General features: G+C 74.0%; 13 protein-coding genes. All 13 read right to left on the bottom strand.

The genetic code is table 11. The features are described from left to right. Positions 1-37: 37 nt before the first annotated feature. The 13 genes from FEF34_RS34490 to FEF34_RS34430 all read right to left on the bottom strand — a co-directional run bounded on the left by FEF34_RS34490 (position 38) and on the right by FEF34_RS34430 (position 23,963). Entirely contained in the window at positions 38-1,171 is a 1,134-nt protein-coding gene (locus FEF34_RS34490) for an acyl-CoA dehydrogenase family protein (protein WP_138056664.1), read from the bottom strand. Then, positions 1,168-2,358, bottom strand: coding sequence for an acyl-CoA dehydrogenase family protein (locus FEF34_RS34485; RefSeq protein ID WP_138056663.1), 1,191 nt, complete (start codon positions 2,356-2,358; stop codon positions 1,168-1,170). Before FEF34_RS34485 ends, FEF34_RS34490 begins: the two co-directional genes overlap by 4 nt. A 26-nt stretch (positions 2,359-2,384) precedes the next feature. Beyond that, positions 2,385-3,797 (bottom strand): condensation domain-containing protein, encoded by a 1,413-nt coding sequence (locus FEF34_RS34480; RefSeq protein WP_138056662.1) that lies wholly within the window; start codon positions 3,795-3,797, stop codon positions 2,385-2,387. After that, a complete protein-coding gene (locus tag FEF34_RS34475; RefSeq protein ID WP_138056661.1) occupies positions 3,794-7,150 on the bottom strand; it encodes a non-ribosomal peptide synthetase in 3,357 nt (1,118 codons plus the stop codon). Before FEF34_RS34475 ends, FEF34_RS34480 begins: the two co-directional genes overlap by 4 nt. Continuing rightward, complete coding sequence (locus FEF34_RS34470) at positions 7,143-11,234, bottom strand: non-ribosomal peptide synthetase (protein WP_138056660.1); 4,092 nt, start codon at positions 11,232-11,234, stop codon at positions 7,143-7,145. Before FEF34_RS34470 ends, FEF34_RS34475 begins: the two co-directional genes overlap by 8 nt. Positions 11,235-11,571: 337 nt before the next feature. Next, a complete protein-coding gene (locus FEF34_RS34465) occupies positions 11,572-12,870 on the bottom strand; it encodes an MFS transporter (protein WP_138056659.1) in 1,299 nt (432 codons plus the stop codon). Positions 12,871-12,933: 63 nt separating this feature from the next. Beyond that, positions 12,934-14,049 carry a winged helix DNA-binding domain-containing protein gene (locus FEF34_RS34460; protein ID WP_171053205.1) on the bottom strand — a complete coding sequence of 372 codons (1,116 nt, stop codon included), beginning with the start codon at positions 14,047-14,049 and terminating at the stop codon, positions 12,934-12,936. 353 nt (positions 14,050-14,402) lie between these two features. Then, on the bottom strand, positions 14,403-18,350 hold the full coding sequence (locus FEF34_RS34455; RefSeq protein ID WP_171053204.1) for a non-ribosomal peptide synthetase: 3,948 nt from the start codon (positions 18,348-18,350) through the stop codon (positions 14,403-14,405). Continuing rightward, entirely contained in the window at positions 18,347-19,579 is a 1,233-nt protein-coding gene (locus tag FEF34_RS34450; protein ID WP_138056656.1) for a cytochrome P450, read from the bottom strand. The genes FEF34_RS34455 and FEF34_RS34450 overlap by 4 nt, the downstream gene beginning before the upstream one ends. A 1-nt stretch (position 19,580) precedes the next feature. Further along, entirely contained in the window at positions 19,581-19,862 is a 282-nt protein-coding gene (locus tag FEF34_RS34445) for an MbtH family protein (protein ID WP_267905278.1), read from the bottom strand. 7 nt (positions 19,863-19,869) lie between these two features. Further along, positions 19,870-20,619: a thioesterase II family protein gene (locus FEF34_RS34440; RefSeq protein WP_138056654.1), complete on the bottom strand. Its 750-nt coding sequence runs from the start codon at positions 20,617-20,619 to the stop codon at positions 19,870-19,872. A gap of 3 nt (positions 20,620-20,622) precedes the next feature. Further along, complete coding sequence (locus FEF34_RS34435; RefSeq protein ID WP_138056653.1) at positions 20,623-22,455, bottom strand: non-ribosomal peptide synthetase; 1,833 nt, start codon at positions 22,453-22,455, stop codon at positions 20,623-20,625. Then, positions 22,452-23,963, bottom strand: a complete 1,512-nt coding sequence (locus tag FEF34_RS34430) for an aldehyde dehydrogenase family protein (protein WP_199800759.1) — start codon at positions 23,961-23,963, stop codon at positions 22,452-22,454. Before FEF34_RS34430 ends, FEF34_RS34435 begins: the two co-directional genes overlap by 4 nt. Positions 23,964-23,975: the final 12 nt, after the last annotated feature.

The raw sequence follows: 23,975 nt of genomic DNA, 5'->3' as shown, positions 1-23,975 counted from the left end.
GCTCCCGCACCGGCGGGAGCCCTCTCCGTGCCCCTCCTCAGGCGGTGTGCGCGGCGATGTCCCACAGCTGGGTGGGGCGGCCGCAGCGCAGTGCCTCCCATGCGGCCCGCCGGTAGCACCCGGCCACCAGCCCGTCCCTGAAGAGCCCGGAGGCCCCGTGCAGATGGACCGCGTCACGGGTGACGTCCAGCGCGGTCTCCGCGGTCAGGGCGATCAGCCCTGCCGCGTCGCCGGGGCCGAGCCGGTTCTCGTCGAGGTCCTTGGCGGCGTCCCCGACCGCCCAGCGCACCGCGTCGAGACGGGCCAGGAGACCGGCGACCCTCAGCCGGGGCCCCTGGTGCTTCACCAGTGCCTGGCCGAACTGCCGGCGGCTCCTGATCCGGGAGACGACCGCCGTCAGCGCGGCCGCGGTGATGCCGGCGAGCAGCGACGCCTGGTGGACGGCGGCGCGCAGACCCGCCCGGGCGAGCGCCTGTTCGGCCGCGATCCCCCGCAGGACGACGGACCCCGCCGGTATCCGGGCTCCGTCGAGGACGGCGCCGGAGACCGCGCCGCCGCCGTGGTCGCGCAGCGCGCGCAGTTCGACCCCGGAGGCCGACGGGTCGGCGAGGGCGACGCACGGCCCGTCGGGCCCGGAGGCCAGGACGAGCAGCGAGCCGGGCTCCACACCCGCGGCGAAGGGTCCTGCGGAGCCGGTCAGCACGACACCGCCGTCGTCACCGTCGGGCTTCCAGGTGATGCCGGGCGGTACGGAACCGCGCGGGTCGGGCAGCCGGCCCGGCACGGCGACGGGGTGTGAGCCGTCCCGGACCCGGTCGAGCAGGCCGTCGAGGCCCTCCGGGGCGAGCGGACCCAGCCCGGCCAGCAGGTCCAGCGCGAGGAAGGTGTCGGTGAGCGGCACCGGCTGCATCGCGTTGCCGCCCTCCTCGCAGACCATGGCGACGACGGCCTGGCCCAGGTCGAGGCCGTCCATGCCGATGGGCAGGGCGAACTCCCAGGCCCCCACGCCCGTCAGGGCCTCCCACGCGCTGGTGGGTGTGGCGGCGTCGATCTCCAGGCCCTGCCGGACGGTGAGCCGGAGCTGCCGGAAGAGTGAGTCCTCGTCCTCGCGCTCCCGCCACCGCTCCACGGGTGGCCTGCCGTCCGCCGTCCGTTGTGCTGCGCTTGTCAAGGCCGTACCTCCGCCCCTGAGTCGAGACGCAGCCGGGCCAGCGTCTCGAGCATCATCTCGGCGGTGCCGCCCGATATCCGCATCCCGGGGGCTTCCCGCAGCGCCGAGTCCAGTGGATGTGCCACCCCGTCGGTACCGGGGTCGTCGAGGGTCATGCTGTGGTCGCCGTCCAGTTCGGCGGCCCACCAGGCGACCTCCGCGGCGAGTTCGGTGGTGTACCACTTGGCGGCCGCCGCCTCGTCCTCGTTGAGCTCGCCGCGGTCCAGCCGGGTCAGTACGCGCCGTACGAGCGTGCCCGCCGCCAGGAGGCGGGCGTTGAGCTTGGCGAGGCCGATCTGGTCGTGCTGGCCGGACTGAAGCCGGTCGGTGTGGGCTTCGAGCCGTTCCACGGCGGCGCGGTACCAGCGCAGGGCCTTGACGTAGTAGTCGAGTCCGGTGCGTTCGAAGGCGAGCGTCTTGACGACGATCGCCCAGCCCTGGCCGGGCTCGCCGACCACCTCGTCCGCGGTGACGGCCACCCCGTCCAGGGTGACCTCGTGGAAGGCGTCGTCCCCGATGCCGGGGACGGCGGTGATCGTGACGCCCTGGTGGGCCAGGGGTACCAGGAACAGGGTGAAGGCGTCGTTCTCGGCACGCGCGAGGCACAGTCCGTAGTCGGCGAGGCCGGCGAACAGCGAGTGGACCTTGGTGCCGTAGAGCTTGTAGCCGCCGTTGCCGTCGGAGACGGCGCGGGTGGACAGGATGTTCAGGTCGGAGCCGGCCTGCGGCTCGCTGAAGAGCACGCAGCCGAAGGCGGTTCCGGCGGCGAAGCCCGGCAGATGACGGGCCTTCATGGCGGCGCTCGCCACGTTGAGGAGGGTGGATCCGACGATCTGCACGGTCAGGGTGTGCAGCAGGTCGGGCACGTCGTGCATCGCCAGTTCCTCGACGAGCACGGCGGCGGCGACCTGGCTGACTCCGCGGCCGCCGTACTCCTCGGGCCACTGCGGGGCGAGCAGTCCCGCGCCGCCGAGGGCCCGGTGCACGGGACGGGGATCCCGGCTGCGCCGGGCGGCGGCGACGGGTGCGGACACCAGGACGTCGTGGATCTCCTCGCGGAGGGCTCGCATGGGTGTGCGGGGCGCACCCTCACCGGAGCGGACGAGGCCGCAGTCGGCGGGTGCCCGGTAGAACTCGGTGGTGAGCAACGGTTACTCCCAGGGGCTAGGGCGCGTCAGAGGGTGGTCCCGGGGGACGCGGCGGCACGGGCGAGGACGTCCTCGACCCCGCAGAGCAGCCCGGTCACGTCCTCGGGACCGGCGGCCTTGCGGTTGAACTCGGCCGTTCCGCCGATCTCGCCTTCGCGTTCGACCAGGCCGACGCAGGCCAGGGTGGCGGCGGGGTCGGTGCTGTACAGCTCCAGGTGGTGGGCGGGCGGACCGGGAAGCTGACCCACCTCGATGCCGGGCAGGCCGAGGGACACGGCGGGATAGTTGTGCAGGGCGAACAGGACGCCGTACGGCTGTGTCCCGCCGGTGAAGAGCTCGTCCACGGGCAGCCGTTGTCGGCTCAGCCCGTCGGCGACCGCCGTGCGGGCGCGGTGGAGCAGTTCCACGAAGGAGGGGCGCCCTGACAGGTCGATCCGGATCGGTACGACCGTCGTGAACTGTCCGACGGCCCCCTCGAGCGGCCCGGCGAAGCGGCCCGCCGCCGGCGTGCCGACGACGGCCTCGGTGGTCCCGTCCCGCCGGGCCAGGACGACGGCGAGGGCCGCGACGAGCGTCATGAAGGGGGTGGCGCCCTCGGCGGCGCCGAGAGCCAGCCCTGCGGCGAGGGGGCTGCCCGGCCCGCGGTCCAGGCGTACCGGGACATGGCCCCGCTCGAAGCCGCCGGGTGCCCGCGGCGGCGCCGGGATCCCGGCGAACGCGGCGCGACGGTCCGCCAGTTCGGCGGCACCGTCCGGGGAGGCGAGCCAGCGCCGCTGCCAGTCCGCGTGATCGGGGAACTGCAACTCCGGCGGCGCGAGGCTTCCGGGGCCCTCGCGGTAGCCGGTTGCGAGGTCGTTCAGGAACACCCCCGACGACCAGCCGTCGAAGACGCCCAGGTGAGAGGCGAGGACGAGGACGTGGTCGCCCTCGCCGAGCGTCAGCAGTCGGAACGCGCTGGTACGGCCGCTCTCCAGGAACAGCGGTGTCGCGGCGCTCTCGGCCAGCTGGGCGCGTACGGCGTCCCGCCGCGCCGCGGCCGTGCGGTGCGTCAGGTCCGTTCGGGTCAGCCGCAGGGACGCATCCTCGTCCACCGTCAGCAGGGGTCCGCCGCCGTCCTCGGGCTCGGTGATCCGGCAGCGCAGTGCCTCGTGGCGGGCCAGTACGCCGGTGAGCGCCTCGCGCAGCCGCCCCGTGTCGAGTCGTCCGGTGAGCCGTACGGCGTGCGAACCGGTGCCGCTGCTGCCCGCGGTGCCGAGCCGCTCGCGCCTCAGGAGGCGGGCCTGGAGTGCGGTGGCCGGGACCGGCCCCGTGCCGGAGCGCGGGGCCGGCCGGTCGGGGACGGGGCTCCGGGCCGCGAGCAGCATCCGGGCCAGCTCCCGCTTGGCCTCCGGCAGGGCGGCGAGAGCCCGGTCGACCCCGGTCCCGGTGTCGGCGGTCATCGCCCGCCGTCCGGCTTCTGCAGCGAGTCGAGCAGCGCGGCCGCTTCCTCGTCGCTCATGTTCTCGATCTGGTCGAACACCGCCAGCAGCCGGTCCTGCTCGCCGGCCGCCTCGGCCCGGGCGGTGCGGACGAGGTCGGCGAGTCCGGCGACCGTCGGGCGGCTGAAGAAGTCGGCCAGCGCGATGTCGATGCCGAAGACGGCGCGGACCCGTGAGACGACGATCGTCGCCTGGAGCGAACTGCCGCCGAGGGCGAAGAAGTCGCCCTCGACGTCGGGGCTGGTCCACTCCAGCAGCGGGGTGAGGATGTCGCGGCAGATCTGCTCCTCGACGGCGTCGCGCGGGGCGGTGCCGCCGGCGGCCTGGTCCACGGGCAGCGGCAGCGCCGCGACGTCGACCTTGCCGTGCGGGGTGAGGGGCAGATCGTCCAGGACGACGACCACGGGCACCATGTAGCCGGGCAGCCGGGAGGCGGCGTAGGCCCGCACTCCCTCGGCGTCGGCGACCTCGGAGGCGTACCCGCCGGCCTGTTGGACCGTGACGTACGCGGCCAGGACGGGCTCGCCCCCGGCGCCGGGCCGGGCGACGGCGACGGCCTGCTGCACGGAGGGGTGGCCGAGGAGCACGGCCTCCACCTCGCCCGGCTCGATGCGGTGGCCGCGCAGCTTCAGCTGCCGGTCGGTGCGGCCGAGGAACTCCAGGTTCCCGCCGGGGAGCCAGCGCACGAGATCGCCGGTGCGGTAGAGCCGTTCGGTCTCGGGACCGTCGGCGTAGGGGTTGGTGACGAACCGTTCCGCCGTCAGTTCGGGCCGCCCGAGGTAGCCGCGGGCGACGCCGGGCCCGGCGACGCACAGTTCGGCCGGTACGCCGGGCGGTACGGGGCGCAGCCGCTCGTCCAGGACGAACGCCTGGTGGCCCGGCATCGGGCGGCCGATCGGCGGATTGCGGTCGTAGCTGCCGGCGCAGTCCATGAGCGTGACGGCGACGGTGGCCTCGGTCGGGCCGTAGCCGTTGACGAACCGCCGCTCCCCCGCCGTCCATTCGGCGACCAGCTTGCCGGGGAACGCCTCACCGCCGACGGAGACCAGCCGCAGGTCGGGCAGGCGGGCCTGGTCGAGCAGGGGCAGCAGGGCGGGCGGCAGTTCGGCGACGGTCACCGCGTCGTCGCGCATCCGGGTCTCGAGGAGGGCCGGGTCGCGGCGCTCGTCGTCGGTGGCGATGACGAGTTCCCCGCCGGCCAGCAGGGTGGTGAAGACCTCGAAGACGGAGACGTCGAAGGTGAGCGGGGCGAAGTGCAGAACGCGGTCGCCGGTGCCCATCTCGTACGCCCGGGCGATCGTGCGGGAGAAGTGGGTGACCGAGCGGTGCTCGATCATGACGCCCTTCGGGGTTCCGCTGCTGCCCGAGGTGTAGAGCACGTAGGCGAGGTCGGCGGGGCTCGACGTCGGGGCCAGGGAGGGTACTTCGCGCACCGGGGCCGTGGTGCCGGCCGTGACGAGCTCCAGCGGTACGGGCAGGTCGGCCCCGTCGTCGACCAGGGCGTGCCGGACGCCGGCGTCGGCCAGCACGGTCCTGGTCCGCTCGGCCGGGGCGGCCGGGTCGACGGGCAGGTAGTGGGCGCCGGCCTTGAGGATGCCGAGCAGGGCCGCGACGGCCGCCGGACCCCGCCCGAGGCAGACGGCGACCGGGTCGCCGTGCCGTACTCCCCGGTCGCGCAACCGGTGGGCGATGGCCTCGGACCAGCGGTCCAGGGCCGCGTAGTCCAGCGTCGTGCCGCCGTGCCGGACGGCGACGGCGTCGGGCTGGATGGTGGCGCGCTCGCGGAAGGCGCGGTCGAGGGTGGCGTTCCAGGCGGCCTCGTCGACCGGGCCGCCGCGGGACAGTTCACGGGCGTGCCGGGACGCCGCCGGCTCCTCCACCAGGCTGATGCCGCCGATGGGGATGTCGGGGTCGGCCGCGACCTGCTCGATGACCCGGCGGAAGGCCGTCAGCAGCGCGGAGGCGGTGCCATGGCGGTAGAGCGAGGTGTTGTACTCCAGGGACAGCTCCAGCCCGTCGTTCTCGCCCACCAGGAAGCTCATGTCGAACTTGGCGGCTCCGTCGTGCAGTTGCTCGACGGCGAAGTCCACGTCGGCGGACCGGGTGGTGTGCGCGCCCCAGCGGCCGAGCGAGGTGAACTCGATCTGGAACAGGGGGTGCCGCATCGGGTCGCGGACCGGCCGTACGGCGTCCACGACCTGCTCGAAGGGGAGCTCGCTGTTGGTGAAGGCCTCCATGACGGTGCCCGCCGTGCGCGAGACGAGTTCGCGGAAGGTGAGGCCGTCCCCCACCTCCGTGCGCAGGGTGATCATCTGGACGAAGCAGCCGATGACCCGTTCCAGGTCGGGGTGGGGGCGGGAGGCGCTGGCCGTGCCGACGACCACGTCCTCGGTGTGGGTCCAGTGCCGCAGCAGTGCGTTGAAGGCGGCGAGCAGGGTGGTGAAGACGGTGGTGTCGGAACTCTCGGCCAGCGCGCTGAGCCGGTCCAGCAGGTCCTGCTCCAGCCGGAGGCTCAGTCCGCGGCCGTCGCCGCGGGTCTCGGGGCTGCGCGGATGGTCGGGCATGACCTCGGTGGCCTCGGCGCCGGCGAGAAGCTGCCGCCACTTGTCGGCGAGCGCCCTGCGGTGCTCCTCGTTGTCGAGTTTGGCGCGCTGCCAGGCGGCGAAGTCGGCGTACTCGACGGGCGGGGCGGCCGGTTCCGGGCGCCGGCCCTGGACCGCCTGGGTGTAGCAGGAGGTGAGCTCCTCGGTGAAGATGCGCGTGGAGCCCGGGTCCCAGACGACGTGGTGGACGACCCACAGCAGTACGTGCCGCTCGTCCGCGAGCCGCACCAGGTGGGCGCGTACGGGCGGGGCGTCGGCCAGGTCGAACGGCGCCGACGCACAGGACGCGGTGAGTTCGGCCAGCTCCCGCTCCGGGTCCTCACTCGCGCCGAGGTCGCTGGTCTGGACGCCGAGGACGAAGGCGGGCACGGGTTCCTGCCAGGGCACCCCGTCGACCTCGACGAGCCTGCTGTGGAGCACCTGGTGGCCGGCGACGACCGCGTTGACCGCCTCGTGCAGCGCGGCCCGGTCGAGCGGCCCGTCCAGCCGGACGGCGAGGGCTATGTTGTTGCGGGCCTTGCCGGCGCCCAGCCGGTCGACGAACCACATCTGCTCCTGCTGGAAGGAGGCCCGGGAACGCGGCCCGTGGTCGGCGCGCTTGAGTTCGACGCGGTGGCCGACGCCCGCGGTCATCTGGTTGCGCATCCGGCCCAGCAGCCGGGAGCGCTGCCCCTGGGGCAGCCGGCCGAGCCGTTCGGCGAGGTCAGACATGGGTTCCTCCGTTGCGGTGCAGATCGGCCAGCAGCGCGGCGAGCCGGTCGGGTAGATGCTTGGCGAAGTAGTGGCGGCCGCCGGGGATCACGGCGAGCCGCAGGTCACGGGCGTACCGGCCCCACGCCCGGTGGCCCTGCTCATATCCCTGGGTGGCGTCGTCGGCGTCGCCGACGACGCAGGTGAGCGGGGTGGCGAGCGGCCGTTCGTAGCCCTGGGGCGTACGGGCGAAGAACCGGGCGGCCTCGGTCATGTCGTGGCGGACCATCCGCATCACGGCCGTCAGGTCGCTGTCGTCGAGGACGCCGTCGAAGCCGTCCATGGCGGTGAGGTAGGCGACGAGGTCCTCGTCGCTGGAGGTGCGTTCCATCTCCAGGGCGAACTCGGGGTCGTCCTCCGGGAGCGCGGCCGCCAGGTGGAGCGCCACGGGCCGCAGCCCGTCGCGTTCCAGCACCCGTGTGGTCTCCAGGGCGGCGACGACGCCTGCGCAGTGGCCGTAGACCGCGAACGGTCCGGTGACGCTGCGGGCGATCTCCCGGGCGGCGAGTTCGGCGAACTCGGTGACGGGGAGCATGGGGCCCGGGGCGAGCGGGTCGTGGCCGGGCGGGGAGACGGCCAGCAGTTCGATGTGCGGCGGCAGTTCGGCCGCGAGTGGCCGGTAGGCGATGGCGTCACCGCCGCCGTGGGGGAAGCACACGAGGGTCAGGGCGGACCTGTCGTTCTCGTCCCCGGAGGACAGCCGGTGCAGCAGCCGGTGGGGTTCCGTCCCCCCGCCGCTGCCGCCCAGTTCCTCGGCACGGGCGGCGAGGCCGGCCGGCGTCGGGTTGCCGAACAGGTCCACCACACGCAGCGCGTGGGCCTCCGGCAGTGCCTCGGCGACGGCCCGGACCGCGCGTACGGCGGCGAACGAGTCGCCGCCGAGGGCGAAGAAGTCGTCGTCGGCGCCGACGTCGGCGAGTCCCAGGACATCCGCCCAGACGGCCGCGACCCGGCGGGCCGCCGGTGTCCCGGGATCCGGGCCGTCCGGCGCGGCGGCGGAACCGTCCGAGTGAGCGGCGGCGCGGCGCGGTTCGGGCAGGGCCTTGCGGTCGACCTTGCCGTTGGGACTGAGCGGCAGCCGCTCCAGGACGACGAGTTCGGCGGGCACGCAGTGCGGCGGGAGCACCGTGCCCAGCGCGCCGCGCAGGGCGGCGGTGTCCGGGGCCGCGCCGTCCTCGGGCACGACGTAGCCGACCAGGCGTGCCGAGCCGGCGGCCTGCCGGGCGACGACGACGGCCTCGCGCACGCCGGGCCGGTCGCGCAGGGCGCCCTCCACCTCGCCGGGCTCGATGCGCAGCCCGTTGAGCTTGATGCGGAAGTCGGTGCGGCCGAGCAGCTCGACGGTCCCGTCGGGCAGGTAGCGGGCGAGGTCCCCGGTCCGGTAGAGCCGTTCGGTGCGGCCGGGCTCGAGTTCGACGTGGACGAACTTCTCCGCTGTCAGCTCCGGCCGGTTGAGGTATCCGCGGGCCAGCCCGGTCCCGCCGAGGTGCAGTTCGCCGGGCACGCCGACCGGCACGATCCGGTCCTCGGGATCGAGGATGTAGGTGCGCTGGTTGGCCATCGGCCGGCCGTACGGCAGCTTCGTCCAGCCCGGTTCGACGCGGCCCACCCGGTACTCGACGGAGTGGATGGACGCCTCGGTCGCCCCGCCGAGCGCCGCGAACCGCAGCCCGGGGGCGAAGGCCCGGATCCGGTCGGGCTGGGTGACGGGGATCCAGTCGCCGCCGAGGAAGGCGGCGCGCAGGCCGGGCAGCGCGGGACCGGAGGCGTGCTCCAGCTGGTCGAGGAGCAGCCCGAGCAGTGCGGGCGCGGAGTTCCACACGGTCACGCCGTGGCGCTCGATCAGCTCGGCCCAGTGGGCCGGGTCCTTGGCGGCCGCGGGGTCCGGCAGGACCACGGTGCCGCCGGCCGCGAGCATGCCGAGCGTCTCGTAGACGCTCATGTCGAAGCTGGGCGAGGAGAGGGCGAGGACGGCGTCGCCGGGGCCGATGCCGTAGGAGCGGTTGAGGTCGAGCAGGTTGTTGACGACCCCGCGGTGCTCCAGCGCGATCCCCTTGGGTGTGCCGGTGGAGCCGGAGGTGAAGATGACGTACGCGAGGTCGCGGGAGGTGACGGGGACCGCGGGACGGGTCGCGGGGAACGTCTCCAGCAGCGGCCGGTCGGCGTCCAGCAGGATCCGGTCGGTGCCGGGGCGGAGCGGCAGCCGGCCCACGACTTCCGCGTCGGAGACGACGATCGGCGCTGCCACGTCGTCGAGAAGCAGGCCCAGGCGCTCCTGGGGGTACTCGGGGTCGAGCGGGACGTAGGCGGCGCCCGCCTTGAGGACGGCGAGGATCGCGGTGATCAGCCCGGGGCCCCGGCGCAGGCACAGGGCCACGGTCCGGTCGGGGCCGGCGCCCGCCTCGGTGAGCCGGCGGGCGAGCCGGTTGGCGCGCTCCTCCAGCTCCCGGTAGGTGACGGTCCAGCCGCCCAGGCCGCCGCAGACGACCGCCGCGGCGTCCGGCCTGCGGTCGGCGTGCTCCTCGAACAGCTGGTGGAGGCAGGCGTCCTGGGGGAAGGGGGCCCGGGTGGCGTTCCAGTCGTCCAGCGCGGCGCGGCGCTCGGCACCGGTGAGCAGCGGGAGGTCGCGGAGCCGTGCCTCGGGGCGGTCGACGGCGCCTTCCAGGGTGGTGAGGAAGTTGCCCAGGAGCCGGTCGACGGTCGCCGGGTCGAAGAGGTCGGTGGGGTACTCCACCAGGGCGCGGACGGTGCTGCCGGTGTCGTGGACGCTGATCATCAGGTCGTACTTGGTGGCGCGGGAGGCGAAGTCGAGAGGTTCGGTGGCGAGTCCGGCGAGTCGCGGCGCGGTGTCGGGGGTCTCGTCCAGCAGGAACATCACGGAGGTGAGTGGTGGCCGACTGGGGTCGCGCGGCAGTCCGGCCGTGTCCACGATCAGGTCGAACGGAAGCTCCTGGTGGGCGTACGCCTGCAGGGTGGTGTGCCGGGTGGCGCGGACGAGTCCGGCGAACGAGAGGTCGCCGGGCGCGGCGATGCGCAGCGGCAGGGTGTTGACGAAGAAGCCGATGAGGTCGCCGAAGGCGGGGTGGTCGCGGCCTGACACGGAGGTGCCGACGACGATGTCGTCCTGGCCGGTCCAGCGGCGCAGGGTGGCGGCGAACCCGGCCAGCAGCGTCATGTAGAGGGTGGCGCCCTCGGACTTGCCGAACTCCCTGAGCCGGTCGATGAGCCGTGGGGGCAGTTCGATGTAGCGGGACGCCCCCGAATGGCCGAACACGGGCGGCCGGGGCCGGTCGGTGGGCAGGTCCACGGGGCTCGCGCCGGCGAGTTCCTCGCGCCAGAAGCCGGTGAGGCGTTCCAGCCGTTCGCCGCCGATGCGGCGGCGCTGCCAGGCCGCGAAGTCCGCGTACTGGAGGGCGAGCGGGGAGAGCGGTGGGGCCTGTGCCCCGGTCCGGGCCGCGTAGGCGGACTCCAGTTCGGTGGTCAGCAGCCGCATGGACCAGCCGTCGGTGACGATGTGGTGCAGATTGAGGACGAGGACGTGGTCGTCGGCGGACATCCGGGCGAGCGAGGCGCGCACCGGGATGTCTCCCGCGAGGTCGAAGGGGGCGGAGGCGTCCGCATCGTAGAAGGCGCGGACGGCGTCCTCGTCGGGCAGTTCGGTCACCGGCAGCGGGAGCCGGTGCCCCTCCAGCACCCGGGGCACCGCCTCGGCCGCGCCCGGGACGTCCTCGTGGACGGTGCGCAGGATCTCGTGCCGGTCCACGAGGTCCTGGAGCGCACCGTGGAGGGCGGGGACGTCGAGGGGACCCCGGATACGGGTGGCGACCGGCACGTTGTAGGCCGGGCTGCCGGGCTGGAGCTGGTCGACGAACCACAGCCGGCGCTGGGCGAAGGAGAGCACCGGCGGCTCGTCCGGGTCCCGCGGTGCCGGGTCCGGGTCCTCCCGTACGGCGGCGCGTCCCCCGTTGCGGCCCGCGAGGGCCTGGAACAGTGCCCGGCGGGACTTCGGCAGTGCGGCTATGCGTTCGGCGAGGGACTCGCTCACCTGGTGCCTCCGTGCGTGTGGTCGAGAGGAAGACGGCGGGGGGCGCGGGGGTGCGGATACGCGCCGGCGGTACGTCCGCCGGTGCGGTGTGCGGTGTGCGGCTGCGGAGCGGGGGCCGGCCTGGGGGCCGGCGCCCGCTCCGGTGCGCGGGGAGTCCTGGGGCGTGTTGCGGCGGTCCCTCCCGCACTGTGGGCGGACGGAGCTACTTTCGCGACACGCCCTGGAAGCGTCCTGGAGATCTCGAAACTGTGCCCGGTCTGCCCTGGTTTGCAGCGATTGACATTTAGCGGCAATCCGGGGCGCTCCGGGCGGCCAGAGCAAGATCTTCAGCGGTCTTCTAGGCGCCGATCCTGGTGTCGTTCCCGGCGGACGCCGCGGGCTCGGTGCCCGGGGTGTCCTGTGCCTCGGGGGCGTCGCCGCCCGGCATCTCCTTGATGGCGGCGACCGGGCCGCCGAGCAGGGTCAGACCGCCGATGGCGGTGATGGCTCCGGCCACTGCCAGGGCGCCGGTGAGGCCGAGCGCCTCGCCGAGCGCGCCGCCCACCAGGTAGCCGAGGGACAGTGCGCCGTAGACCGCCGAGAGGGCGGTGCCGCTGACGCGGCCCATCTGCTCGTTGGGCGTGACGCCCTGGACCAGGCTGAGGACGTGGATGTCGAACATCGGGGACACGAAACCGATGACGGCCTGGACCACGATCAGTCCGACGAAGCCGGCGACGGCGCCGCCGGTCGGGACCAGGACGTAGCCGGCGCCGAGGACGACCGCCGTCAGGACCAGGGTGCGGCCCAGGGTGAGCGCCTTGGAGACCTGCTCGGACAGCACCGCGCCGACGATGACGAAGACGGACATCACGGCGAAGGCCGCGCCCACCTGGCCGGGGCTCAGGTCGAGGACCTTGTAGGCGTACACGATCAGCAGCGCGTCGCCCATCGCGGCACCGAGGTTGACCACGACGTTGGCGGTGAACAGGCTGCGCAGGACGGGAGTTCCGAAGAGGGTCTTCAGGCCCTCCTTCATCTCGGCCTTGGCCGAGGCCTTCGTCTCCTGCACCCTGGCGCGGGTGTCGCGGTGCCGGATGAGGAGCAGGGCGACCAGCGAGACGAGGAAGGTCAGCGCGTCCGCCGTGATCGCGCGGGCGGCGCCGAGGAACTGGATCAGCGCGCCACCGGCGCCGGCGCCGACCGCTTCGGCGACGCTTCGGCTGATCTGGAGCTTGGTGTTGCCCTCGACGAGGTTCTCGGTGCCGATCAGCTGCGGCAGCCAGGACTGGTAGGAGACCTCGAAGAAGGCGGTCAGGATGCCGGTGGCGGCGGCCACGACGTAGACGTGCGTCATCGTGACGGAGTCGAGTGCGAAGGCCAGTGGGATGGTGCCCAGCGCCAGGAAGCGGCCGAGGTCTGCCACGATCATGACGGCGCGGCGCGAGACCCGGTCGGCGACGAGCCCGGCGACCGGGGCGAGCAGGAGGAACGGGAGGAAGCGCAGCGCGCCGAGCACGCCGACCTCGAACGCTCCCCCGTCGAGAAAGACGACCGCGAGGGTCGGCAGCGCGAGCAGCGAGATCTTGTCACCGAAGTTGCTGACGGTCTGCCCGAACCACAGGCGGTTGAAATCGGAATGCCGACCGAGTGCCATGTCGACGCCCTTTTCTGATCGGGGACGGAATTGTCGGACGGCACCGAAGGTACGGACGCGCGGTTAGTGTCCGGTTACGAATCCGGGCGGTTGGAGACCGGGCGTAGAGAGCGTGTGAGAACCGTTGTAGAACCGTGCGAGATCGGCGCCCTCACGGGCGATCCCGGCCTCGATCTCCTCGGTCGCGGCCTCGTCCGCCGCCACCGCCTCCGGCGGTTCTCCGCCGGCGAAGGGCTCGACGACGGGCGCGCTGCCGCGTCGGCCTCCCGACCAGGTGCCCACCGCCCAGCCGTCGACCATGACGGTCGCGCGGATGATCCCGCCGCCCGGCCAGACGCGGCGCTCGTGGGCGGCGGGCACCGACAGTTCCCTGCGCCGGTATCCGACAAGGTAGTTGTCGTAGGCCGGAAGCAGCCGCACATCGCCTCGGGGAATTGATTCCGCGTCTTCCCGGGAGGGTTCTCCCGCGGCCGCCCAGGCTCTTTTGCAGACGGTGGCGCGCAGCCCCGACCAGTGCGCGAAATCGGCCGCGTCCGAGGGACCGTGTGCCCGCCGGTAGCGGCGGGCCAGTTCCCTCTCCGCGGCCTCCCCGGAGAACGGCGGCGGGCCGTCCGACGGCAGCCAGTCGTCGAGGAGGACGAACGTCGCCTCACCGTCGCGCTGCGGCCCGTGGCAGACGAGCCCGGAGAGCGCGGCGCGCCGGATGAGGTGGAACGCGGACTGGCCCTTGGACTCGATGCCCAGAGTGGCGAGGCGTTCGGTGAGTTCGGCCCGGGTGAGCGGTCCCTCGCCGTCGACGGCCTTCACGATCAGCCGGGACGCACGGTCGCACAGGGGCTCGTCCAGGCCGAGTTCCCGCAGCCGGCGGGCGCCGAGGGCCAGTTGGACGGGCCCGAGCAGTCCGAGCAGCCAGCGGGCGTCGGCGGCCGGGACGAGCTGGAGCGTCCCGCGCATGAACCAGCCCCGTAAGGCCGTCCGTTCGGAGTCGGTGGCGCGCCGTACGTCGTCGGCGGTCAGCCCGCCGACGCGGGCGCGCAGGCCGAGAGCCGCGGCGCCGAGGTCCTGGGCCTGGACGGCCACGACCCGCTCCAGGGCGCCGGCGACCGTCTTCTCACGGGCCCGGCCCCCGATCGCCTGTGCGTGTGCTCTGAGCAGCCGGTCGGCGGTTCGTCGTTCCACAGTTCCCCAGTCTTTCACCGGAATGGTCCGTGCGGTCGCCGGACACCGTCCGCGGCCCGCTCGGTTTCACCGGCCGCCGCCAGGCGGCCGCCCTTGGCGCCCGCCTTCCGCCGAGCTCCGGCCGGCCGTGCGGGTGTTCGCACCGCGGTCGTCCCCCGCGCGAGCGTCGGGCTCCGCGCCGAGAGCCCGAGGGTTTCGGCGGCGCGGAGCCTGACGAGAGCGTGTACGGCGACGTGGTGGTGGCCGGCGGCCCGGTCCCGTTCGCCGCGGTCTGCCGCATCGACCCCGGCGGTCCCTCCCGAGTGACGCGCCTCGGGAGCGGCCGGCGGCGGGGCCGCCGCCCCGGCGGCCCTTCAGTGCCTGCGGCGGAGCACCGCGTAGTACCCGGGGAGCAGCAGCGCCTCGGAGTCCGACTCGGGGTCGACGGCGTGCAGCCGTACCGCCTGGTCGTGCACGACCTCCCAGTCGTCCGCAGGGAAGGCGGCGGCCAGTTCGGGGCGGGTGAAGCGGTGGGAGTGCCGTACGCCGGCCGCCTCCAGCGGACCCACCAGGTCCTGGGCCCGGCCGCGCTTTCCGCCGACGAAGCCGAGGTATCCGAAGGAGTTGCCGGAGTAGTCGGGCTCGTGGACGATCAGCACTCCGTCTCGCCCGAGCAGCCTGCCCGCGACGGACGCGAGCCGGGCCCGCGCCGCGTCGTCGAGGACGTGGAAGACGCCGCGGACGAAGATGTTGTAGGGGCCTTCGCCGAGGGCGGCCGCCTGGGTCGCGTCGGTCATGTCGACGGCGAAGTGGTCGACGTTGGCCACCCCCGCCTCCCGCGCCTCCCGGGCGGCGTGCTCGATCGCGCTGGAGGACACGTCCACGCCGACGACGCGCGGGTAGTGCGCGGCGAGTTCACGGCTGTAGCGGCCGTTGCCGCAGCCGAGGTCGACGACCGGCATGTCGTCCCGGAAGTGGCGCTTGGCCTGGGCGAGCAGCCAGGTGAACTCCTCGCCGCTGTCGGCGTCCCAGATGACGTCGCCGCCGCGGCCGGTGCGCTCGATGCCCGCCCAGTAGCGTTCCCAGGCGTCCCCGGTGTCCCGTTCCCCGACGGCCTCGGCGGCGGTCGTGTCCTCGCCGGGCGGCGGCGAGTGGCGCTCCCAGGCGTCCTCCTCCCCCAGCGACTCGACGAGGGCGACGAACTCCTCGAACATGCCCTCGATCAGACCGTCCGGGTACACCGCGGGGAGGTGGTCCCAGTTGAACGTGAGGCCGCCCGCCTTCTCGAAGACCTGGAAGTCCAGCGAGACTTGAGGGGTCTGGGAGATGCCGTAGACGGGCACGCCGAGCTCGTTCTGCTCGTAGTTCGGCGGGTGGCCGGCGAGGCTGGTCATCACCACGGGCATGGCCGGGGCGAGGCTCCCGCGGAGCCGGGTCAGTTCCCGCAGCACCTGCACGCCGCTGAAGTAGCGGTGCTCCAGGTCGGCCCACAGGCGCCGCTGGAGGGCCTGCGCGCGGCCGGCGAAGGTGGTGGCCTCCTGCTCGACGGCGAGCAGCAGGGTCGTCGTGGTGTCCGCGAGCAGCGAGTTGACCTGCGGGTGCAGCGGAAGCCGGTTGAAGAGGGGGAAGTTGACGGTGAACCTCGCCTGCCCGGAGGCCCTGCCGAGGATCTCCGCGTAGGCGGCGGCGAGCACTCCGGACGCGGTGATCTTGCGGTCGCCGGCCCGTTCCTGGACGCGGTTCCACAGGTCGGCGGGGACGACATGGCTGAGCCGTTCGAAGCGGACCGGCAGTTCCGGGGCGTCCGCCGGGCGCTCGGGGAGCTCCGGCGCGGGCGGCAGCCCCGCCAGGCGGTCCCGCCAGTACCACTCGGAGCGCCGGTAGAGCTCGCTGTCCCGCAGGGAGTTCCCGACGGCCAGCACGTAGTCGCGGAACGTCAGTTCCAGCGCCGGGAGTTGGGCCGCCGGGTCGGCGTAGTACGCGACGAGGTCCGGCACGAGGACCTGGAAGTAGCTCCAGGCGTCGGCGACGAGGAAGTCGAGGCAGAGGTGGATCCGGGCGCGACCGCCGCCGAGCAGGCTGATCCGCACGTCGAACAGGGGCCAGCTGTCGGCGTCGAGCACCTGGTGGGACAGCCGGTCCCGCAGGACGACGAGCTCCGCCTCGCGGGCGTCCGGGTCCAGCCCGCCGAGATCGGTGACGGGGATGTCGTGGTCCGGAACCTCCTCGTACACCTGCTGGGTGCCGTCGGGGAGGATGCGGGTGCGCAGGGCGTCGTGGCGCTCCACGAGGCGGCGCCAGGCGGTCTCGAAGCGGGGTACGTCGAGGCGCTCGCTCTCCCATTCGAAGTAGCCGTGGCAGCCGACGTTGCCGAGGTCGACGAGTCCGCCGCGGCCGATCCACAGCGCCTGCTGGCTCTCGGTCAGCGGGAAGGGCGCGAAGCGGCCGGCCGGGTCGGGCACGATGGCGGGCAGTCCGCCGAAGCCGTCCCGTCCGCCCTCGCGCCGGGTCACCACGATCTCGCCCAGTTCGGCGACGGTCGGGCGGGAGGACAGGTCGGACAGACTCAGTTCGACGCCGTAGCGCCGGCGGATCTCGTCGATCAGCTGGAAGGCGAGGAGCGAGTGGCCGCCGAGGTCGAAGAAGTTGTCGTGGATGCCGACGACCTCGGTGCGGAACGCCCCGGCCCACAGCCGGACCAGCCCGTCCTCGATCTCGTTGCGCGGGGGCTCGTATCCGGTGCCGACGCCGTCGTGGGGCTCGGGCGGTTCGGGGAGGGCGCGCCGGTCGACCTTTCCGTTGGCCAGGCGGGGCAGGGCGGGCAGGACGACGACCGCGGACGGCACCATGTAGTAGGGCAGGGTGCGGGCCACGGCGGCCCGGATCCCGGCGGGGCCCGGGTCCGTGCCGGGATCCGTGGCGACGTACGCCACCAGCCGCCGGTCGTCGGCGGCGCGTTCGTGGACCACCACGACGGCCCCGGCGACACCGTCGACACGGGCCACATGGGTCTCGACCTCGCCGAGTTCCACCCGGAAGCCGCGGATCTTGACCTGGGCGTCGGAGCGGCCGAGGAGTTCGACGGCGCCGTCCTCACGGCGGCGCGCCAGGTCCCCGGTGTCGTACAGCACCGGGTGGGGATCGCCTTCGACGGCGACGCCGGTGCGGAACTTCGCCGCGGTGAGGTCGGGGCGGCCGTGGTAGCCGGCGGCCACCCCGGCGCCGGAGACGTGGAGCCGCCCCACCTCGCCGTCGGGGACCGGCCGGTCGTGCTCGTCCAGCAGGTGCACCCGCATGTTGGCGATGGGCACGCCGACGGGGACCTGACGGGTCGCGCGGACGGCCTCGGGGGTGGCCTGGCTGGTGAAGTCGACGCCCGCGCCGAGGTCGAGGCAGGTGAGGACGTTGGTGGTCTCGGTGGTCCCGTACGTCATCACGACCCGGAACGGTGTGTCGGTGGGCGGCCAGGAGTGCACCCGCTCCGCCGTCGTCACCAGGACGCGCAACGCGGTGTCCGCCGGCCAGTCGAGCGCCCAGACGGGCTCGGCGAGGGCGGCGACCAGCATGGTGTGGGTGATGCGCTCGGCGGCGAGCCAGTCGCGGATCTGCTCCGGCGTCTGCGCCCGGCCCGCCTCGGGGATGTGGACGGCGGCGCCGAGGGGCAGATAGGGCAGCCACTCCATGATCTGCACGGCGAAGCCCGGTGTCGACATCCAGGAGGCCCGGTCACCGGGGCGCACCCCGTAGGCGCGGGCGGTCCAGTGCACCAGGTTGGTGAGTGCGCCGTGCCGCTCCAGGACGGCCTTGGGGGTGCCGGTGGAGCCGGAGGTGTAGATGAGGTGGCTGACGGTGTCGGGTCCGGTGGGCACGCCGACCGGGGTGCCGGGCCGGTCGAGACCGGCGGTGGCCACCTCGGCGCGGGCCACGTCCCCGGGCAGGCGCGCGGCGGTCTCGGGGGGCGTGAGCACCAGCAGAGGCCCTGCGTCGGCGATCATCGCGGTGAGCCGCTCGTCGGGGTTGACCGGGTCGAGCGCCACGATCGCGGAGCCCGTCTTCAGGATCCCGAGGGACCCGATCACGTAGTCGGCCCCGCGCGGATAGCACAGGCCGATCCGCTCACCGGGACCGGCACCCCGCGCGATCAGGGCGTGCGCCAGCCGGTTGGTGGCGGTCTCCAGCTCCTCGAACGTCCAGACCCGGCCGCCGTGCACCAGGGCGGGGGCCGCGGGGGTACGGGCGGCCTGCGCGGCCAGGAGTTCCGGGTAGCCGGTGCGGGGGAAGTCCGTGTCGGTGCGGTTGAAGTCGGTCAGTGCGGTGGTCACAGCGCGGCCCTTTCTCGGGGTGCGGGGACTCGGCTGCGCAGCAGCCGCACCGGGAGGCTCCTGATGCCCCAGGTGAAGTTGGACGAGTTGAAGAGCGCGGGTCCGGTCAGTTCGAATCCGTCGAGCCTGCCGAGCATCTCGGTGAGCAGAGCGCCGAGTTCGAAGCGGGCGAGCCGGGCCCCGAGGCAGAGGTGGCGTCCGTGGCCGAAGGCGACGTGCCGGTTCGGCCGCCGGTCGACGCGGAAGGCGTGCGGGTCGGTGAAGACGTCCTCGTCGCGGTTGGCGGAGACGTTCCACAGCGTGACCCGGTCGCCGGCGGCGATGGGCGTGCCGTTGACCTCGGTGTCGCGCAGGGCGGTGCGCAGGGCGTGCACACCCGGTGTGGTCCAGCGCAGGATCTCCTCGACGGCGGGCGCGATCCCGGCGGGTCCGAGGCTCCGCAGCAGCTCCCACTGTTCCGGCTGCTGCGCGAACATGTGCACGGCGCCGGCGGCCGAGTAGCGCGTGGTCTCGTTGGCACCGGAGAGCACGCCGTTGCAGTTGAAGACGATCTCCTCGTCGCTGAGGGGCCGTGCGGTTCCGTCGCCCTCGTCGACGAGGGTGTCGTGGGCGATCTGGCTGACCAGGTCGTCACCGGGGCGGGCCCGCCGCTCGGCCAGCAGTTCCATGAAGTAGAGGAAGATCTCCGAGTGGGCGTTGCTGCGCACGGACTCGTCCGGGGAGTCGAACGCGTCGGTGGTGAGCGCCCCGATCCAGGCCCAGTCGGCTCGGGGGATGCCCATCATGGCGCAGACCACCCTGTTGGGGAGCTGCTTGGCCAGGTCGATGAAGTCCAGTTCGTCCAGTTCGGCGGCCTCGGCGACGAGTTCGGCGACGACACGGGTGACGAGGGCTTCCAGCCGGGGCATCTGCTGGGGCCCGAACGCCTGGTGGAGGGCCCGCTTGAGCCGGGTGTGCTGGGGCGCGTCGGACACGATCAGCATGCGCTGGGTGACGGCGGTGACGGCGGCGGGGTCGCTGCCGAGCCGCATGCCCTGGGCGGAGCTGAACGTGTCGCTGTCGGCGTACACCCGCACGATGTCGCGGTGCTTGCTGAGCACCCAGAAGCCCTCGTCCCCGGTGCCGGGTTCGGGGTGCCGGTGGACGGGGTCGTTGGCGCGCAGCCAGGTGAAGACGGGCCAGAACTCGTTGCGCCCGAAGGGCTCCGGGTCGAGCAGGTCGATGTGCATCTCAGGCTCCTTCGCCCGCGCCGGTGGCGGCGCGGGGGGCGGCGGTCGCCTCGCGCACGCTGCGCGGGCGGGTGTCGGTCCAGTGCACGTCCACATGGGCCACGCACTCGTCCTCGCTGCCGCTGAACCCGGCCGGTGTCCAGCCGTCGGGCACCTCGCGCGCCGCGGGGTAAAGGGCGTACTGCTCCTCGTCGTTGACGAGGACCTGATGGGTCGTGGGCACGGCGTCCTCCGGGCTCGGGGCGGTACTGTGGGAAGGGGGACCGCCCTGTCGGCGGATCACCCGCCGGTCAGGCGGGGGTGGCGGCCGCGGTCGTGTCGTCCCGCAGCAGTGAGGCGAGGTGCTCCAGGAGTGCCGCGGGGCGGCGCAGCACTGCGTGGTGGCCGCCCTCGACGCGGTGCACCCGGAAGCCGGCCGTGGTGACGGCGGCCCAGCCGGCCAGGTCCCCGACAGTGACGGTCTCGTCGCCGGCCGCGCTCCAGGCGTGCACCGGCACGCGCAGCGGGTCGCCGGGCGTGTGGGTGTAACTCAGGGACAGCACGGCGTCCTTGCGGAGCATCGCGACCATCAGGGCCCGGGTGTCCTGGTCGAGGAACGCCGGATCGAGCCCGGCCGTGTCGAAGAGCTTGTCCAGTTCCTCGTCGTCCTCGACGATGCCCCGACCGGCGCCGTCCCAGTGCCCGGGCGCACGGCAGGCGCTGACCACCAGGACGTCGGGCGTCACCCGGCGGGCGACCTCGTATCCGAGGAGCCCGCCGAAACTGTGGCCGAAGACGACCAGCCGGCGGCCTCCCGCGACGACCGGGCGCAGTTCAGCGGTGATCGCCTCGACGGCCTCGCCGAAGGTCTCCGGCATCGGGTCGCGCCAGCGGTTCTCACGGCCGGGCAGTTGCACACCGTGGACCTGGGCGACACCGGCAAGGGCCTTGGACCAGGCGCGGAACTGCTGGCAGCCGGCCCCTGCCTGCGGCAGGCAGAGCAGCGCGGGGAGGGCCGCGTCGTCCGGGCCGGTGGGCCAGGTGGAGATCCAGCTTCCCATGGCTCAGGCCCCCTCGGCGGTGCGCAGCGCGGTGTCCGGTGCCCCTGACTCGGCGGCGAGGCGGTCGAGTTCGGCGGCGACGTCCGCGACGGTCGGCCGGGACAGCAGTGTTCCGAGCGTGAGGCGCAGCCCGGTGGTCCGCCGCAGCTCGGCGACGACGCGGGCCGCGGCGAGCGAGTGTCCGCCCAGTTCGAAGAAGTCGGCGTCCGGTCCGGGGACCTCGCGCTCCAGGGCCTCGGCCCAGACCGCCATGACGTCGCGCTCACGCGCGCCGGCGTCGCCCGCCCCCTCCACCCGCGCGGGCTCCGCGAGCCGGCGGGCGAGTTCGTCGCGGTCGGCCTTGCCCGTGGTCAGGGTGGGGATGCGGTCGACGACCCGGACCGTCGCGGGCACCGCCGCCTCCGGCAGCAGCTTGGCGCAGTGCCCGGTGACGGAGTCCGCCAGTGCGCCTTCCGCGCCGGGGGCCGCGACGACCGCGAGTCCCAGCGTCTGACCCGAGCCCAGGACGCAGGCGGCGGCGGCGACGACCTCGGGGAGTTCGGCGGCGACCCGCTCGACCTCGCCCAGCTCGATGCGGTGGCCGCGAACCTTCACCTGGTCGTCGCGCCGGCCGCGGTACTCCAGTTCGCCGCCGGGCCGGCGGACCACGAGGTCCCCTGTGCGGTACATCCGCGCGCCGCCGCCCTGGAACGGGTCGGGCAGGAAGCGGGCGGCGGTGAGCCCCGGCCGGTTGCGGTAGCCGCGGGCCACGGCGGGTCCGCCGAGGTAGAGCTCGCCCTCGATGCCCTCGGCGACCGGGATCAGGTCGTCGTCGAGCACATAGGCGCGGTAGTCGGGCAGCGGCCGTCCGATGGTGCTCACATCGTCACCCCGCTCGCTGTCGGCCCAGGTGGCCGCGATGGTCACCTCCGTCGGCCCGTACACGTTGAGCAGCCGCCGGCCGCGCGAGAAGCGCTCGGCCAGTGCGGCCGGGCACTGCTCGCCGGCGACCACGACGACCTCGGCCCCGCTCAGCGCGCCGCCGTGGGCCGCGAGCAGCGACGGAGTGAGGGAGGCGGTGCGCAGTCCTGCGGGGATCGGTTCGCGGCCGGCGTCGGCGGCCCGGCGCAGCCCGTCCAGGGACAGGTCCACCAGGGCGACGCCCTGGCCGTGCACGAGGTAGAGCAGGGTGCACCACAGCCAGCCGTCGAAGGCGGGCGAGACGGCGTTCAGGCCCAGGCCACCGGGCTGGGGTCCGAGCCCGGCGAGGGCACGCACGAAGGTGTCGAGGCCGCGGTAGGTGACCTCGACCCCCTTGGGACGGCCGGTGGTTCCCGAGGTGTAGATGACGTAGGCGCAGGTGTCCGGTCCCGGATCGACCACGTCGAGCGGGCCGGTCGCGGCGCTCGCCCGGCAGGCCGGGTCGGCCGGGTCCAGGATACGGATGCCGGTGACGTCCAGCCCGGCGGGCACCTGCGGGGTGACCAGGACGGAGACCCCGGCGTCGTCCAGCACCGACGCCAGCCGCTCCACGGGGTGCCCGGGGTCGAGCGGCACGGCCGTGGCGCCCAGGCTCCACACGGCGAGCAGCGCGGGCACGCTGTCCCGGGACCGCCCGAGGAGCAGGCCCACGGCGGTCTCGGGACCGGCGCCGGCAGCGGACAGCCCGGCGGCCATCGCCGCGGTGCGCGCGGTGAGCCCGGCATGGCTCAGCGCACCGTCCTCGGCGCTGACCGCCGGGTCGTCGGGCCGTTCGCGGGTCCAGCGCTCCAGTGCCGCGAACAGGGGCGGGAGAGCGGCGTCCGGCCGCGCGTGGGCGGGCCGCACCTCCGGCGCGGCGGCGGGGTGGGCGGTCATCCGTCGTTCCTCTCCTGGCCGGGGCCGCCGGCCGGCACCGCGGCGCGCAGACGCGGACCGACCACCTGGCCGCCGGACGCCTGGGGCAGCTGCATCGACTTGGTCTCGAGGAATGCCTCCAGTCCGGCGGCACCGCACTCGCGGCCGATGCCGGACTGCTTGAACCCGCCGAACGGGGCGGCGGGGTTGAACGCACCGCCGTTGACGTCGACGAGGCCGGTACGGAACCGGCGTGCCAGGCGCTCGGCCCGGGCATCGTCGCCCGACCAGACCGCGCCGTGCAGCCCGTAGCGCGTCCCGTTGACGATCCGTACGGCCTGCTCCTCGTCGTCGTAGGGGATGACGCACAGCACCGGCCCGAAGATCTCCTCCTGCCCGATGCTGGTCAGCGGGTCGACGTCGGCGAAGATCGTGGGGCGGACGTAGTAGCCGGTGTGCAGCCCTTCGGGCCGGCCGGCGCCGCCGTGGACCAGCCGGGCGCCACCCTCCGTCTCGCCGCGGCGTATGTACTCGCCCACGCGTGCGTGCGCGGCTGCGGACACCAGCGGGCCCAGGTCCGTCGCGGGGTCGCGGGGATCACCGGTCACATAGCCGTCCATGATCCGGCCGGCGAGTTCCACCGCTTCGTCCTGGCGCTCCCGGGGCACCAGCAGCCGGCTCCACTGCAGGCACGTCTGGCCGGTGTTGAAGAGCACCTGGTCGACCGTGGCGCCGACGGCGGTCCCCAGATCGGCGTCGTCCAGGACGAGGCTCGCGTTCTTGCCGCCGAGCTCCAGGTGGATCCGCTTGACACCGTCGGCGCCCAGGGCCGACACCCGGCGCCCGGCACGGGTGGACCCGGTCAGCGACACCACGTCGACGAGCGGATGGGCGACGAGCGCGGTACCGAGGGTGTCGCCGGTACCCACCGCCATGTTCACCACACCGGGCGGCAGATCGGCCTCGGCGAACACCTCGGCGAGGAGCCGGGCGTGCAGCGGAGTGAGTTCGCTGGGCTTGTGGACGACGGTGCAGCCGGCCGCGAGGGCGGGCAGCAGCTTCTGCACGGTGAGCAGCAGCGGTACGTTCCACGGGGTGATGCAGACGGCGACACCGGCGGCCTCGCGGACCACCAGCGAGTGGCCCACCCGCTCCTCGAAGCCGTAGGAGGCGGCGGTCTCGACGCAGTGCGCGGCCATGCCCACGGCCAGCCCGACCTGGGTCTGCAGCGCCATGCGGGTGGGAGCGCCCACCTCGGCGGTGATGACGCGGGCGAAGTGCTCGGCGCGGCGCTCCAGTCCCTCCACCACGCGGCGCAGCAGTGCGGCCCGTTCGCGCACGGGCGTGGTGGCCCAGCCGGGGAGGGCCCCGGCGGCGGCACGCACGGCCAGGTCGGCGTCGCGAGGGGTACCGGAGGGCACGGTGGCGAGCGGCTGCTCGGTGCCGGGGTCGGTGACGACGAGACGGCCGTCGGCGTCGGAGGCCGTCCAGCGGCCGCCGATCCACTGGTCGTCGTAGCGGGGTGGCAGGGCGGGTGCGGA

It is taken from the genome of Streptomyces marianii (assembly GCF_005795905.1).
Taxonomy (GTDB): Bacteria; Actinomycetota; Actinomycetes; order Streptomycetales; family Streptomycetaceae; genus Streptomyces; species Streptomyces marianii.
Note: the sequence above shows the minus strand (reverse complement) of the source record. Positions and strands in the feature narration are given on the sequence as shown.

Bases quoted from the DNA above. Each gene is read 5' to 3' on its own strand.
- FEF34_RS34480 (WP_138056662.1), bottom strand. From the start codon at position 3,797: ATGACCGCCGACACCGGGACCGGGGTCGACCGGGCTCTCGCCGCCCTG.
- FEF34_RS34440 (WP_138056654.1), bottom strand. From the start codon at position 20,619: ATGGGAAGCTGGATCTCCACCTGGCCCACCGGCCCGGACGACGCGGCC.
- FEF34_RS34435 (WP_138056653.1), bottom strand. From the start codon at position 22,455: ATGACCGCCCACCCCGCCGCCGCGCCGGAGGTGCGGCCCGCCCACGCG.
- FEF34_RS34475 (WP_138056661.1), bottom strand. From the start codon at position 7,150: ATGTCTGACCTCGCCGAACGGCTCGGCCGGCTGCCCCAGGGGCAGCGC.
- FEF34_RS34465 (WP_138056659.1), bottom strand. From the start codon at position 12,870: ATGGCACTCGGTCGGCATTCCGATTTCAACCGCCTGTGGTTCGGGCAG.
- FEF34_RS34450 (WP_138056656.1), bottom strand. From the start codon at position 19,579: ATGCACATCGACCTGCTCGACCCGGAGCCCTTCGGGCGCAACGAGTTC.